The organism is Halopseudomonas oceani (genome assembly GCF_963677335.1).
Classification (GTDB): domain Bacteria; phylum Pseudomonadota; class Gammaproteobacteria; order Pseudomonadales; family Pseudomonadaceae; genus Halopseudomonas; species Halopseudomonas oceani.
Map to the genome: position 1 here is coordinate 730,907 of NZ_OY781932.1, position 13,335 is coordinate 744,241.

The following is a 13,335-nucleotide window of genomic DNA, read 5'->3' on the forward strand; positions in this document are numbered from 1 at the left end:
CCGCGGGCGCATGACATTAAAAGGGCTGCATAGGATACCGGGCAGAGTGAGCGCCCGAAAGTACAAATTGTCGCTTTGTTGGACAAAAATGCCGGGTTGGCGACCGATTGTCGCCGACCCGGCTGTCCGGAAGGAACTTACGCTGCGCTCAGTTGAGCGGCGTAGGCTTCCAGGTGGTGGTCGTCATCACCGAACTGGTGGCTGATCATGACCAGGCGCTTGGCGTAGTGGGCACCGTTGTACTCCCAGGTCATGGCGATACCGCCATGCAGCTGGATGCACTGCTCGGCCACGTAGCGGCCAGCGCGGTTGATGACAAACTTGGCGGCGGCCAGCTTGGCGCTGCGCTCGGCGCTGTCTTCGTCATCAGCCAGGCAGGCTGCCAGGATCGCCATGGAGGTGGCGCGCTCCAGTTCGCTGATCATGTCGACCATGCGGTGCTGCAGAACCTGGAACTTACCGATCGGCACGCCGAACTGCTTGCGGGTCTTCAGGTATTCCAGGGTCAGGTCGCAGGCGGTGCGCATGGCACCGACAGCTTCGGCACACAGGGCGGCGATGGCGCGGCCGCTCTGGTAGCGGATAGCGTCATAGGCCTTGCCGGCTTCGCCCAGCAGCTCGCCCTTGGCGTTGTCGAGGAACAGTTCACAGGCCTTGCGACCGTCAACGGTGGCGTAGACGCGGCGGCTGACACCGGCGGCAGCCGGATCAATCAGGAACAGGCTGATGCCTTGCTCGTCACGGCTGTCACCAGCGGTGCGGGCAGAGACCAGAATCTTGCCGGCAGTCTGACCACCGATGACCACACCCTTGCGACCATTCAGAACCCACTCGCCGCCCTGCTCGGTGGCAGTGGTGGTGACGTTGGCCAGGTCGTAGTGGCTGTTCAGCTCGTCCAGTGCAACGGCAGCTTGCAGTTCACCGGTAGCGATACCACCCAGCAGTTCTTCCTTCTGGGTATCGTTGCCCAGCTGGCCGATCAGGCCGCCAGCGAGAACAACTGACTCCATGTAGGGTTCCAGGCAGATGCCCTTGCCCAGTTGTTCCATGATCAGCATGGTCTCAACGCCGGTGCCACCGAAGCCACCCAGCTCTTCAGAGAAGGGGATGGCGGTCAGACCCAGCTCACCCAGCTGTGCCCAGAAGTCGGTGCTGAAACCGGCTTCGCTGGCGCTGAATTTGTTGCGGCTTTCGAAATCGTAAACGTCGCGAACCAGGCGTTCAGCGGTTTCTTTGAGCATTTGCTGCTCTTCAGTCAGTTTGAAATCCACGGTCAGCCTCCTCAGAGTTCAAGAATCATTTTCGAGACGATGTTCTTCTGGATCTCGTTGGATCCGCCGAAGATCGACAGTTTGCGCATGTTGAAGTACTGCGATGCCGGGGAGGCAGCGTAGTCGTCGACCAGCATTTCGCCGTCGAAGTCCAGCTCCAGCTCTTCCGGCAGGAAGGGCAGCGCGTACGGGCCCAGTGCCTTGCGCATCAGGTGGGTGATGGCCTGGCGGATTTCGGTGCCCTGTACTTTCAGGATGGAGCTTTCCGAGCCCGGTACACCACCTTCGGAGGCGGCTGCGACGATGCGCAGGGTGCTCATTTCAGCCGCCATCAGCGACATTTCAACTTCGGCGATCTGGCTGCGGAACAGTGCATCTTCGATCAGCGGCTTGCCGTTCTTCTGCTGCTTGGAAGCAATACGCTTGAGGTTGGTCAGCGCGGCCTTGGACGCACCGATACCAGCTAGGCCGGTACGCTCGTGGGTCAGCAGGTACTTGGCGCAGGTCCAGCCCTTGTTCTCTTCACCGACCAGGTTGCCAACCGGCACCTTGACGTCGTCGAAGAAGACTTCGTTGACTTCGTGGTCGCCGTCCAGGGTGATGATCGGGCGCACGGTGATACCCGGTGTGGCCATGTCGATCAGCAGGAAGGAGATACCGCGTTGTTGCTGGGCTTCCGGATCGGTACGTACCAGACAGAAGATCCAGTTGGCGTGCTGGCCGAGGGTGGTCCAGGTCTTCTGACCGTTGACGATGTAGTAGTCACCATCGCGTACGGCACGGGTTTTCAGCGAGGCCAGGTCGGAACCGGCGCCCGGCTCGGAGTAGCCCTGACACCACCAGTCGGTGCCGTCGAGGATGCGCGGCAGGTAGGTGGCTTTCTGTTCTTCAGTACCGAACTTGATGATCACCGGGGCAACCATGTTGACGCCGAACGGCACCAGACGCGGTGCGCCGAACGCGGCGGACTCTTCGTCAAAGATGTGCTTTTCGATCGGGCCCCAGGTGGTGCCGCCATGCTCTACCGGCCAGCCCGGCGCGTACCAGCCGCGCTTGGACAGGATTTTCTGCCAACGCTCGTGGTCGGCCTTGTGCAGGTGCTTGCCCAGTTTGACCTTGGCAGCGATGTCGGCAGGCAGTTCCTGCTTGAGGAATTCACGCACTTCGTCGCGGAAGGCGAGCTGCTCGGGGGAGTAATGGATTTCCATTGTATGTCCTCGTTGTAATACGGGTATCTGGCGGCCGGCGCTAGTGCCGGCCGCTTTGATTCATCACAGGTCGGCGAACTTGCGTCCTTCCTTGGCCAGTTTTTCCAGCAGGGCGGCTGGTTTCCACCAAGCGCCGTGTTGCTCGTGGAATTCGCAGATGCGGGCGTACACGCGATCCAGACCGACCGCGTCAGCATAGAACATCGGGCCACCCTGGTGGGCCGGGAAACCATAGCCGTTCAGATAGATGACGTCGATGTCGCTGGCACGCTGGGCGATCCCTTCTTCCAGGATCTTGGCACCTTCGTTGATCAGGGCGTAGATGCAGCGCTCGATGATGTACTCATCGCTCAGCTCGCGGCGTTCGACGCCTTGCTCCTTCGAAGCGGCTTCCATGATGGCCGGCAGTTCCGGGTTGGGCAACGGGGTGCGCGAGCCCTTCTCGTAAACGTAGAAGCCCTTGCCGGTCTTCTGTCCGAGCAGGCCGGCTTCGGCCATCTTGTCGAGTACCACTGGCAGTTTGAACTCGGCCGGCAGGGTTTGACGCTGACGGGTACGAATGGCCAGGCCGATGTCCAGACCGGACAGGTCGCGCATGGCGAACGGGCCCATGGCCAGACCAAACTTGCGCAGGGCGCCGTCGATCTGTTCCGGGGTGCCACCTTCTTCCAGCAGGAACTCGGACTCGCGGCCGTACTGGAACACCATGCGGTTGCCGACGAAGCCGTCGCAGACGCCGACTGGTACAGAGACTTTCTTCAGTTTCTTGCCGATCGCCATGGCAGTGGCCAGCACGTCGTTGGCGGTCTTCTCGCCACGCACCACTTCCAGCAGGCGCATGACGTTGGCCGGGCTGAAGAAGTGCAGGCCAACCACGTCTTGCGGACGCTTGGTGAACTGGGCGATGGCGTTCAGGTCCAGCGAGCTGGTGTTGGAGGCCAGAATGGCGCCCGGCTTGCAGTTGGCGTCCAGTGCTTCGAAGACCTTCTGCTTGACGCCCATGTCTTCAAATACCGCTTCGACCACGACGTCGACGTCGGACAGGTCAGCGTAGTCAGTCACGCCGCTGATCAGGCTCATGCGTTTTTCCAGCGCGTCCTGGGTCAGGCTACCGCGCTTGACGCTCATGCCGTAGGTGTCGCGGGCGCGTTCGAGCGCCTTATCGCGGGCTTCCGAGCTGATCTCGAGGATCTTGACCGGGATGCCAGCGTTGGCAAAGCAGATGGCGATGCCGACACCCATGGTGCCGCCGCCAATCACCGCGGCGGACTTGATGTCGCGTACCGGGGTGTCTTTCGGCAGGTCGTTGATCTTGGAGGCCTGACGCTCGGAGAAAAAGGCGTGAACCAGGGCGGCGCGCTGCGGCGACACCAGGCACTCAGCAAACAGCTCGCGCTCGCGCTTCAGACCGTCGACCAGCGGCAGAGCGAAGGCAGCTTCAACGGCAGAGACGCAGCGCTGGGGCGAGAACAGGCCAGGCATCTTCTTCTCGATTTCGGCGCGCTTGGCAGCGACTGCTGCGGCGTTGTCGACACCTTCCAGTTTGTCGGTGCGCTCGCCGGTGCGGCGAGGGCCCTTGCCCTCTGCCAGCAGCTTCTCGGCGAAAGCGATACCGGCGGCGGTCAGGTCACCTTCAACCAGTTCGTCGATCACGCCCAGGTCGTGGGCTTCAACGGCACCGATCGGGTTGCCGCTGACGATCATGTCCAGTGCTTTGGCAACGCCAACCAGACGCGGCAGGCGCTGGGTGCCACCGGCGCCCGGCAGCAAGCCGAGTTTGACTTCCGGCAGACCGACCTTGGCGCTCTTGACGGCAATGCGGTAGTGGCAGCTGACGGCAACTTCGAGACCGCCGCCCAGGGCGGTGCCGTGGATGACAGCAACGCTCGGCTTACTGCCGGCTTCGATGCCGTTGACGACTTCAGGCAGGCTCGGTTCCTTCGGCGGCTTGCCGAATTCCTTGATGTCCGCGCCAGCCATGAACGTCATGCCTTCACAGACCAGTACGATCGCCTTAACGTCAGGATCGGCTTCGGCAGCGTTGAAGCTTTGCTGCAGACCTTCACGCACGGCAATACCCAGCGCATTGACCGGTGGGTTGTTCACGGTGACGACCGCGATGGCGCCTTTGCGCTCCAGAGTGACCACGTCCGACATGCTTGACCTCCGTCAGGATTGGGGATGGCGTTTCACTATGCGAAATAGTGAAACCGCGTTTCGCTAGGCAAAATACAAAAAATAAAACCGCTTGTCGATGCCCCGAGTGGGGGAAATGGCGGTTTATTAGTTAAGGTGATGAATCCAGCGGTCGCTAGCGACCGCTGGATTCATCACAGCTGCAAGCTGCAAGCGAGAAGCTTCAAGCTTCAAGCTTCAAGCGAACCCCGAACCCCGAACCCCGAACCCCGAACCCCGAACCCCGAACCGAAGGAGAGGCTGTTTCAGGCGGGCATAAAAAACCCGGCTCACACAGGTCCGGGTTTTTCTTGCCGCTTGAAGCTTGTGGCTGGGGTCAAACCCCGAGCCGCTCGATATCCCGCGCCAGCATGGCGAGCTGGTGGGCGAGCTGGTTTTTGACCCGCTCTTCGGATACCAGGTACGACGGTGCACCACAGGTCAGGACCATCAGGCTGCCGTCCTGCAGATGCAGTGGCACGCCGGCGGCGTTGACGTTGCGGTCCCAGTCGCCGAGCGACAGGCAAAAGCCGTGTTGCTGATACTCATCGAAGCTGCGTTGCAGGGAGGCTTGCAGTTCGGGCCAGGTATCCGGGTTGCGCGCCTTGATGGCGTCGAGCAGATGGCTGCGCTCGTCTTCCTTCATGGCAGCGAGGTAGGCACGGCCGGCGGCGGTGGTGGCCAGCGGCAAACGCTCACCCACATCCATGCGCAGTGAGGTGGATTCAGACGGGCGGCAGTTTTCGACGTAGATCATCGACAGACGGTCGCGACAGGTCAGGCCAACCGAGGTATTGGTGTTGCGTGCAAACTCGTCGAGGTAGGGCTTGGCCAGCTGGCGTACGCGCAGGTTGGATACATAGGCGTAACCGAGGGCCAGCACACCGGAGTCGAGCTGATACTTTTCCAGTTGGGTGGAATAGCTCAGATAACCCAGCTTGGTCAGTGTGTAGGTCATGCGCGAGACAGTGGGCTTGGGCAGGCCGGTAATGCGGGCGATATCCTGGTTACCCATGACCACAGAACCCTGACTGAATGCGCGTAAAACGTCCAACCCACGAGAGAGTGCTTCGACGAACTTGCGGTCCTTGGCAGGGGATTCCTTTACTGCTGCTTCCAACTCATCTTTCATTGGGTTGTATACCTTGTGGCCCATCGGTGGGTGCGGCCGAACGTGATTTGATGCTGTCTTTTATTGTTATGGTCAGAGCGCGGAACGATAGCACGATCAGGGGTTCTGCACAGTGACACGCAGACACTCTGTTGCTGTTTTGTTACCGGGGCGCACGCTAACTGTCTCGATCATTGCACAGCTAACCTCGAATAGAATAGCATCTTTTTGGTATTCTGTTTCGCAGTGCAAAACAATAGTTCAAAAACAAGAGGATGAGATGTCTACTCCTGAGCACTACGCCGTCAGCGCACAGCTGGCCGAGCTGGGTCACACCACGCTTTTCGATATCCTGGACCAGTCCTGCAGTCGCTATGGCGACCAGCCGGCGTTCTCCTGCGGTGCCGACACTCTGTCCTTTAACCAGCTGCGCGGGCGTGCCGACGCCTTTGCCCGCTATCTGCGTCAGCACGCCGGGCTGCAGCCGGGTGACCGGCTGGCGATCCAGCTGCCGAACCTGCTGCAATACACCGTCGCCATTTTTGGCGCGCTGCGTGCCGGTCTGGTGATCGTCAACACCAACCCCCAATACACCCCCTATGAAACCCGCCACCAGTTTGCCGACTCCGGTGCCCGCGCCGTCGTCGTACTCGACAAGCTGGTTCCGCTGGTGCGCAAGATTCAGGACGAGACCGAGATCGAAACCCTGATCGTCACCAGCATGGACGATTACAGCAACCCGCAATTCGATAGCAGCGAGTCGGACGAGGTGCGCTTTATGCAGGCGTTGCGGCTGGGTGATGAATTGCCCCCGGTTGCGATTGAGCGCGGGCTGGACGACCTGGCGCTGCTGCAGTACACCGGCGGTACCACTGGCGTGTCGAAGGGCGCGATGCTGACCCACCGTAATATCCTCTGCAACGTGCTGCAGGCGGTGAGCATCCTCAAGGAAGGTCACGTGACCTACGGTGGTGAAGTCCGGGTTTCACCGTTGCCGCTGTACCATATCTTCGCCTTCACCGCGAACTGCATTGCCTCGGTGTTTACCGGTTTCCATACCATCCTGATCACCAATCCACGGGATCTTGATGGCTTGATCGCCGACCTCAAGCGTCACCCCATAACCCTGCTGACCGGGATCAACTCGCTGTTTGTATCGCTGATGAACCACCCGGAGTTCGACAGCGTCGATTTCAGCCGCCTGAAATGGGTCAACTCCGGTGGTGCGCCGCTTAACACCGAGATCGCCCGCCGCTGGCAGGAGCGTACCGGCAGTGTGGTTCGCGAAGGCTACGGCCTGACCGAAACCTCACCGGTGGTGGTGGCCTCGACCTCCAAGACCCCCTATAAGGAAGGTTTCATCGGTCAGCCGGTGATCGACACTTGGGTCAAGACCGTGGATGACGAAGGCAACGAGACCCCGCGCGGCGAGCCGGGCGAAGTGCTGATCAAGGGGCCGCAGGTAATGCAGGGCTACTGGCATCGCCCGGATGAGACCGCAGCTACCTTTACCGACGATGGCTGGCTGAAGACCGGTGACGTTGGTCTGCTGGACGAAGAGGGCTTCCTCAAACTGGTCGACCGCAAGAAGGACATGATTCTGGTGTCTGGTTTCAACGTCTATCCGAACGATGTTGAAGACGCGGTCATGCGTCATGCCGGCGTGCGCGAGTGCGTCGCAGTGGGTGTGCCGGATGAGCGTACTGGCGAGGCGATCAAGATTTTCGTCAGCCTCAACGACGCAGGTCTGGACGACGCGGCCATCATCGCCCACTGCCGCGAAAACCTGACCGGTTACAAGATTCCCAAGCACGTCGAGATTCGCGACGAACTGCCCAAATCCACCGTTGGTAAGCTGCTGCGCCGGGTGCTGCGTGATGAAGCGAACGGCGAGGCGAAGGCGTGAACGCCTCTCTGCAGTTCAGTCTGCAGGATGGCATCGCTGAAATACGGCTGGACGATGGCAAGGTTAACGCGCTATCGGAGAGCATGCTGGAGCAGTTGCTGGCCGCTATCGCTACGGCGGCAGAGGCGGACGCAGCGCTGCTGATCAGCGGCCGTCCTGGTATTTTCAGTGGTGGTTATGACCGCAAGCTGATTGATGCCGGCGGGCCGGCCTGTGACGCCATGCGCGCGGCCGGTGACCGGTTGACGCTGGCGTTGCTGGACTATCCGGCACCGTTGGTGGTTGCCGCTAACGGGCACGCGATGGCCAAGGCGGCGTTCATGCTACTGCTGGCCGACTACCGGCTGGGCACCGAGGGTGATTATCGGGTGTCGCTGAATGAAGTCGCTATCGGCATGACCATGCCAGAGGGCGCCATGCTCCAGGCCCGGGCGCGGCTGTCGCCGCAGTGGCTCAGCCGCTGTGTGTTGCAGGCCGAGGTGTTTGCCTCGGCTGGCGCGTTGGAAGCCGGTTTCTTTGATGAGTTGCAGCCGGCCGAGCAACTGCTTGAGCGTGCCCGTGCCAAAATCCGACAGCTGGCCGGGCTGGACCGTCGCGCCTACCGTGAGACCCGGGCGCTGTTGAATGCGCCGTTGCGTGAGGCGTTTGTCGCTCTGCAGGGGTGATCGGGGCGGGCACAGCATGCTGTGCCCCGGCGATCTTCCGGTCTTACTCCTTGAAATACGCGACCTGAGTGGTGGTCAGCAGCAGCTGACCGTCATCGCTCCACAGATGGGCGACCTGATCCGAATAATTGTTGTGCATGCGCGTGGCGTGGGCCTGACCGAGCAGATGACGGTCGCCGGCGCGTGCCAGTTGTTCGGTGTCGGCGTGAAAATAGTGGGTCAGCGACACCGTGCCGGCGGGAGTAAAGCGCTGGCGGCGGTGGAAGATGCGTGGCGCAAACACGTCGCCCAGCGCGGTCAGTGACGCGAAGTCCAGCGGCCTGGGTGGATTGTCGCGGGTCCACAGCAGGGTTTCGCTATGGGCATCCTCGGGGTTGCCGTCGCCACGGCTGGGGTCAAACAAGCCCGAAACGTAACGGAAATCGTAGTTGCGGAACCAATTGCGCTCGCCGCGTACCAGTCGCGGCAGGCTGTCGGCCGGCGGCGCTGTCGGCATGCCGTGTTGCTGCTCGGACCAGGTCTCGCGGCGGGTGGCGAAGAACGCGGTACCGCTGGTAACCACCTCGCCGTCCTGGCGCTGCAGCAGCAGCCAGTGTTGGGTTGAGCGGTTGGTGCGCAGCGGGATGGCTTCCAGCTCGAAGGCACCGAGCTGTACCGGGCCGGCGAAGTTGATGGTCAGCGAGATCGGTTCGCCAATCCGCTCCGGGTGCTGCAGGGCACCGTTGAGCAGGGTTGCAGCGGTTACGCCGCCAAATGGCCCGACCATGTTCTGAAAACTGTCGTCGACGTTGCCCTTGAACAGGTTGGCACCTGCCGCGGTTAATGCGATGGCACGGTCAAAGGCGTGGCTGGCGGGAGTAGATGCGGTCATCTGCGGGATTCCGTTACGGCGGGAATGAGTCAATATGATGGTCATAATAGGCAGCGCCTGAGTGGTTTGGCCATCAAGCTTGACGCTGTGAATCCGCTGCTATCGACCGGGGAGAAGTGGGCGTTGCGGTGGTTTTCAGGTTGGGCTTCCGAGAGGGCGCGGGCACCCTTGCGGGTGCCGCGCAACGACGCTCAACCGCGCTGATAGGTACCAATCAGCCGGTTCATTGCTTTGGCGTGCGGTTCGATCTTCTCCAGCAATTGCCACAGCGTCAGACCGGCTGGCAGATTGAGCTCGGTGTCCAGCGCGATGACCCAGAAATAGTATTTGTGCTGACCGTGGCCTTCCGGAGGCAGCGGACCGTTGTAGCCGCTGTTGCCGAAGTTGTTTACGCCTTGAGTGTAGTCGCCGCAGGCTTCCGGCAACTCGCTGACGTTGGCCGGAATGTTGTACAGCACCCAATGCACGAAGCCATAGGTGCCGTTGGCGGAAATCAGCGGAGCGTCCGGGTCGTGGCAGATGACGGCGTAGGACTGGGTGTCCGCCGGTGCGTTCTTCCAGCTCAGGGCAGGGGAGACGTCAGCGTCGTCGCCGGTGTGTTTGGCAGCGATGGCGCCGTTGTTGGCAAAGGCGCTGCTGGTCAGTTCCAGTTCGTTGGAAAATGCGAATCCCATGGTGTTCTCCTTAGATTTTTAGCCGAAAACTACCGAAATACTAGTATGCGTCTGTGATGACACAAGCGCGTTTCACCTGATCAGGGCGCTCAGCAGCCAGAGCCCGAGCAGCACCCAGATGATGCCTAGCACGATCTTGCGGCGAATAAAGGCCCGCACGCCGGTGTAGATCAGAAACAGCCCAAGAATGACTGCAGCGATGCTCAGCAGGTTGCTGTTGACGCCGAGGGCACTGGCAAAGCCGTTGATAAAGTCCGAGCTGGCATTGCTCAGCATGGTGAACAGCCAAATCAGGCTGTCGATGACAACGCGGACGACGCTACCGATGGCGGAACCGAGCCATTCAAAGGGGCTGCTGGAGTTGAGCTGCATGCAAGGGGTCGCTGACAGGGAATGAGGGGGTAGAAGCTATCAGCTTCAAGCCGCAAGCTTCAAGCCGCAAGCTAAAACCCAAACCAGGGCGAGGCAGGGGTTCTCAGCTTGTAGCTTGTAGCTTGTAGCTTGTAGCTTGTAGCTCCGCGAGCGCGTTAAACGCGCTCGATCACCGCCGCCACGCCCTGGCCCAGGCCGATACAAAGGCTGACCAGTGCGTAACGCTTGCCGGTGCGTTCCAGTTGGCGCAGGGCGGTCAGGGTCAGGCGAGCGCCGGAGGCACCCAGCGGGTGACCGACAGCGATGGCGCCGCCGTTCGGGTTCAGGCGCGGGTCGTCAAAGGCGATACCCAACTGCTTGGCGCAACCGAGGACCTGGGAGGCGAAGGCTTCGTTGATCTCGATAACATCCATCTGCTCCAGCGTCAGGCCAGCGCGGCTCAGCGCCTTCTTGCAGGCTTCGACCGGGCCCAGACCCATTACGCGGGGAGCGACACCGGAAACCGCGCCGGCGAGGATGCGGGCGCGGGGCTTGACGCCGTATTTCTGGCCTACGGCCTCGCTGCCGATGATCAGCGCAGCGGCGCCGTCGTTGACCCCGGAGGCGTTGCCGGCGGTGACCACGCCGCCTTCAAACAGTGCCCGCAGACCGGACAGGGCGGCCATGTCACTGCTCGGACGCGGATGTTCATCCTGATCGACGATCTTGGCCGGTTTCTTGCGACCCTGAGAGACCTCGATGGGGTGGATTTCTTCAGCGAAGAAGCCTTCAGCGCGGGCCTTCTCATACAGCGCCTGACTGCGGGCGGCATAAGTGTCGGCTTCTTCACGGCTGATGCCCAGATCGGCAGCGACGTTGTCGGCGGTCTGCGGCATGGTGTCGTCACCGTACTGCTTCTCGACCTTGGGATTCGGGAAGCGCGCGCCGATGGTGCTGTCGAAGGCGCGGAAATCACGGCTGTAGGCGCTCTCGCTCTTGGCGATGACAAAGGGCGCGCGGCTCATGCTTTCCACACCACCAGCGACGAACAGCTCGCCTTCACCGGTTTTTACCGCTCGAGCGGCGTCGAGAATGGCTGCCAGACCAGAGCCGCACAGGCGGTTGATGGTGACACCGGCTACTTCCTGCGGTAGACCCGCCAGCAGCCCGGCGTGACGGGCGACGTTGCGCGCATCTTCGCCCGCCTGGTTGGTATTGCCCATGACCACGTCTTCGTAGTCCTGACCTTCGAACGGGTTGCGGGTGACCACGGCACGAATCACTTCCGCTAGCAGGTCATCGGGACGCACGCTGGCCAGGGCGCCGGCGTGGCGGCCGAACGGGGTACGCAAACCATCATAGATATAGGCAGTCATGCTCTTACTCCTGGAAATCGGGTGTGGTCAAAGGCAGTTCCAGCTGTACGCGACGACGCAGCCAGGGGCTGGGGCGGTAGCGTGGCTCGCCGTAAACGGCCTGAATGTTGTTGAGGACGGCAAGAATGTTGGCTTCGCCATAATACTCACCGAAGGCCAGCGGGCCTTTGGGGTAGCCCAGCGCCAGTTGAATGGCGCGGTCCAGCGTTTGTGGCGCGGTGATGCCCTTCTGCACAATTTCGCAGCCCAGATTGACCACGCTGGCGATCAGGCGCTGGATGACAAAGCCAGCCGAATCGTTGATCACCTCGACGGGGACGCCATCGGCGCCGAGGGCCTGACGGGCCTGGGCAACGATCTCGGCTCTGGCGGCGGGCTGACGCATCAGCGTGCGGCGCTTGTCCCAGTTGGCGAAGCTGTCGAGTGCCAGGGTGCGCTCAGCAGGCAGGCCCAGTTGGGTCAGCGCGGTGCTGCAGTCATCGCCCAGCGGGGTGATCAGGCAGATGGCGTCATCCGACGGTTTGGTACCAGTTTCCAGTGTGGCGCCAGCCTTGTTCAATACCTCGCTGACCTGGTTACGCAGTGCGTCGTCGTCAGTTTCCAGCCAGAACGGGCGAGTGATCAGCACGGTCTCGGGCTGCTGCTCAGCCGGCTCGATCTTCTGGCCGTCTTCGTAGCGGTAGAAGCCTTGGCCGGTCTTGCGGCCCAGCAGGCCGGCGGCGACGCGCTGGGCGGCGATGAACGACGGGGTGTAGCGCGGGTCGTGGTAGAACTGCTCGTAGACCGACTCCATCACCGCGTGGGACACGTCCAGCCCGGTCAGATCAAACAGCTCAAAGGGCCCCATGCGAAAGCCAGGGCCATCACGCAGAATGCGGTCGATCTGCGAAGGCGTCGCGACCCCTTCGCTGAGCATGCGCAGCGCTTCGGTGCCGAAGGCGCGACCGGCGTGGTTGACCAGGAAGCCGGGGGTGTCCGGGGTGATTGCCGGGAAGTGACCGGCCTGATCGGCCAGGGCGACCAGTGCCTGAATGTGGCGCTCGTCGGTGCGTTCACCGCGGACGACCTCGACGATTTTCATCAGCGGCACCGGGTTGAAGAAGTGGAAACCGGCAACGCGCTCGGGGTGTTTGGCGGTGCTGGCGATGCGGGTGACCGACAGCGATGAGGTGTTGGTAGCCAGTACGCAGTCTGCGCTGACGATGGCTTCCAGATCGGCAAACAGCTTCTGTTTGACCTCCAGCAGCTCGACGATGGCCTCGATCACCAGGTCGCAGTCGGCCAGGTCGGTCAGGTTGGCGGCTGGTTGCATGCGCGCGACGGTTGCCTCCAGCTCCGCTTCGGTCATCTTGCCCTTGGCCTGTGCCCGCTGCAGCAGGTTACGGTTGAAGGCCAGTGCATCGTCGATGGCCTCTGCACGGGTATCGAACAGCAGAACCTGCTGACCACTGCTGGCGAACAGCTGGGCGATACCGCGCCCCATGGCTCCGGCGCCGATGACGCCAATCCGCTTGAACATGCTTTGCCTCCTGGAGTACGCTCGTTGTTCCGCATGGCGAAACGGTATTTCGTTTAAGTGGTGCGAGATTAAATCCTGCGTTGTAGGAGTGCAAGTTTGGCGACAGTCTGCGCATGCTTGTGCGTGGCATACTCGCCCCCTTCAAACTGGCCGTTACTGCGTGCCGGGCAGGCCTGCCCGCCGTGACTGTCGTGTGGCCAGCCAGATC

11 protein-coding genes are annotated in these 13,335 nt (G+C 61.6%); 2 read left to right on the forward strand and 9 right to left on the reverse strand.

Annotation, left to right across the window (positions count from 1 at the left end):
• Positions 1–137: 137 nt before the first annotated feature.
• The 4 genes from ACKPCU_RS03335 to ACKPCU_RS03350 form a co-directional block, all read right to left on the reverse strand.
• Positions 138–1,271 (reverse strand): acyl-CoA dehydrogenase family protein, encoded by a 1,134-nt coding sequence (locus ACKPCU_RS03335; RefSeq protein ID WP_104736576.1) that lies wholly within the window; start codon positions 1,269–1,271, stop codon positions 138–140.
• Between the two features lie 11 nt (positions 1,272–1,282).
• Positions 1,283–2,479 carry an acyl-CoA dehydrogenase family protein gene (locus ACKPCU_RS03340; RefSeq protein WP_104736575.1) on the reverse strand — a complete coding sequence of 399 codons (1,197 nt, stop codon included), beginning with the start codon at positions 2,477–2,479 and terminating at the stop codon, positions 1,283–1,285.
• A gap of 63 nt (positions 2,480–2,542) precedes the next feature.
• Positions 2,543–4,636, reverse strand: a complete 2,094-nt coding sequence (locus ACKPCU_RS03345; RefSeq protein ID WP_104736574.1) for a 3-hydroxyacyl-CoA dehydrogenase NAD-binding domain-containing protein — start codon at positions 4,634–4,636, stop codon at positions 2,543–2,545.
• A 355-nt stretch (positions 4,637–4,991) separates the two neighbouring features.
• Positions 4,992–5,786, reverse strand: a complete 795-nt coding sequence (locus ACKPCU_RS03350; RefSeq protein ID WP_104736825.1) for an IclR family transcriptional regulator — start codon at positions 5,784–5,786, stop codon at positions 4,992–4,994.
• Between the two features lie 259 nt (positions 5,787–6,045).
• Between ACKPCU_RS03350 and ACKPCU_RS03355 the strand changes: the two genes are divergently transcribed.
• Together ACKPCU_RS03355 and ACKPCU_RS03360 are read left to right on the forward strand one after the other, a co-directional pair.
• Positions 6,046–7,671 carry an AMP-binding protein gene (locus ACKPCU_RS03355; protein WP_321349904.1) on the forward strand — a complete coding sequence of 542 codons (1,626 nt, stop codon included), beginning with the start codon at positions 6,046–6,048 and terminating at the stop codon, positions 7,669–7,671.
• Complete coding sequence (locus ACKPCU_RS03360) at positions 7,668–8,336, forward strand: crotonase/enoyl-CoA hydratase family protein (RefSeq protein WP_104736572.1); 669 nt, start codon at positions 7,668–7,670, stop codon at positions 8,334–8,336. The genes ACKPCU_RS03355 and ACKPCU_RS03360 overlap by 4 nt, the downstream gene beginning before the upstream one ends.
• A gap of 43 nt (positions 8,337–8,379) precedes the next feature.
• Here ACKPCU_RS03360 and ACKPCU_RS03365 read toward each other — a convergent pair whose 3' ends face one another.
• The 5 genes from ACKPCU_RS03365 to ACKPCU_RS03385 form a co-directional block, all read right to left on the reverse strand.
• Positions 8,380–9,207, reverse strand: a complete 828-nt coding sequence (locus ACKPCU_RS03365; RefSeq protein WP_321349906.1) for an acyl-CoA thioesterase — start codon at positions 9,205–9,207, stop codon at positions 8,380–8,382.
• Positions 9,208–9,398: 191 nt separating this feature from the next.
• Positions 9,399–9,881 (reverse strand): YbhB/YbcL family Raf kinase inhibitor-like protein, encoded by a 483-nt coding sequence (locus ACKPCU_RS03370; protein ID WP_104736570.1) that lies wholly within the window; start codon positions 9,879–9,881, stop codon positions 9,399–9,401.
• A 72-nt stretch (positions 9,882–9,953) separates the two neighbouring features.
• Positions 9,954–10,253 carry a hypothetical protein gene (locus ACKPCU_RS03375; protein WP_104736569.1) on the reverse strand — a complete coding sequence of 100 codons (300 nt, stop codon included), beginning with the start codon at positions 10,251–10,253 and terminating at the stop codon, positions 9,954–9,956.
• A gap of 155 nt (positions 10,254–10,408) precedes the next feature.
• Positions 10,409–11,608: a 3-oxoadipyl-CoA thiolase gene (locus tag ACKPCU_RS03380; RefSeq protein ID WP_321349908.1), complete on the reverse strand. Its 1,200-nt coding sequence runs from the start codon at positions 11,606–11,608 to the stop codon at positions 10,409–10,411.
• A gap of 4 nt (positions 11,609–11,612) precedes the next feature.
• A complete protein-coding gene (locus tag ACKPCU_RS03385; RefSeq protein ID WP_321349910.1) occupies positions 11,613–13,127 on the reverse strand; it encodes a 3-hydroxyacyl-CoA dehydrogenase in 1,515 nt (504 codons plus the stop codon).
• Positions 13,128–13,335: the final 208 nt, after the last annotated feature.

Excerpts from the sequence above, each read along its gene's own strand:
- ACKPCU_RS03340 (WP_104736575.1), bottom strand. The coding sequence starts at position 2,479 with ATGGAAATCCATTACTCCCCCGAGCAGCTCGCCTTCCGCGACGAAGTG.
- ACKPCU_RS03345 (WP_104736574.1), bottom strand. The coding sequence starts at position 4,636 with ATGTCGGACGTGGTCACTCTGGAGCGCAAAGGCGCCATCGCGGTCGTC.
- ACKPCU_RS03350 (WP_104736825.1), bottom strand. The coding sequence starts at position 5,786 with ATGAAAGATGAGTTGGAAGCAGCAGTAAAGGAATCCCCTGCCAAGGAC.
- ACKPCU_RS03355 (WP_321349904.1), top strand. The coding sequence starts at position 6,046 with ATGTCTACTCCTGAGCACTACGCCGTCAGCGCACAGCTGGCCGAGCTG.
- ACKPCU_RS03365 (WP_321349906.1), bottom strand. The coding sequence starts at position 9,207 with ATGACCGCATCTACTCCCGCCAGCCACGCCTTTGACCGTGCCATCGCA.
- ACKPCU_RS03370 (WP_104736570.1), bottom strand. The coding sequence starts at position 9,881 with ATGGGATTCGCATTTTCCAACGAACTGGAACTGACCAGCAGCGCCTTT.
- ACKPCU_RS03375 (WP_104736569.1), bottom strand. The coding sequence starts at position 10,253 with ATGCAGCTCAACTCCAGCAGCCCCTTTGAATGGCTCGGTTCCGCCATC.
- ACKPCU_RS03380 (WP_321349908.1), bottom strand. The coding sequence starts at position 11,608 with ATGACTGCCTATATCTATGATGGTTTGCGTACCCCGTTCGGCCGCCAC.
- ACKPCU_RS03385 (WP_321349910.1), bottom strand. The coding sequence starts at position 13,127 with ATGTTCAAGCGGATTGGCGTCATCGGCGCCGGAGCCATGGGGCGCGGT.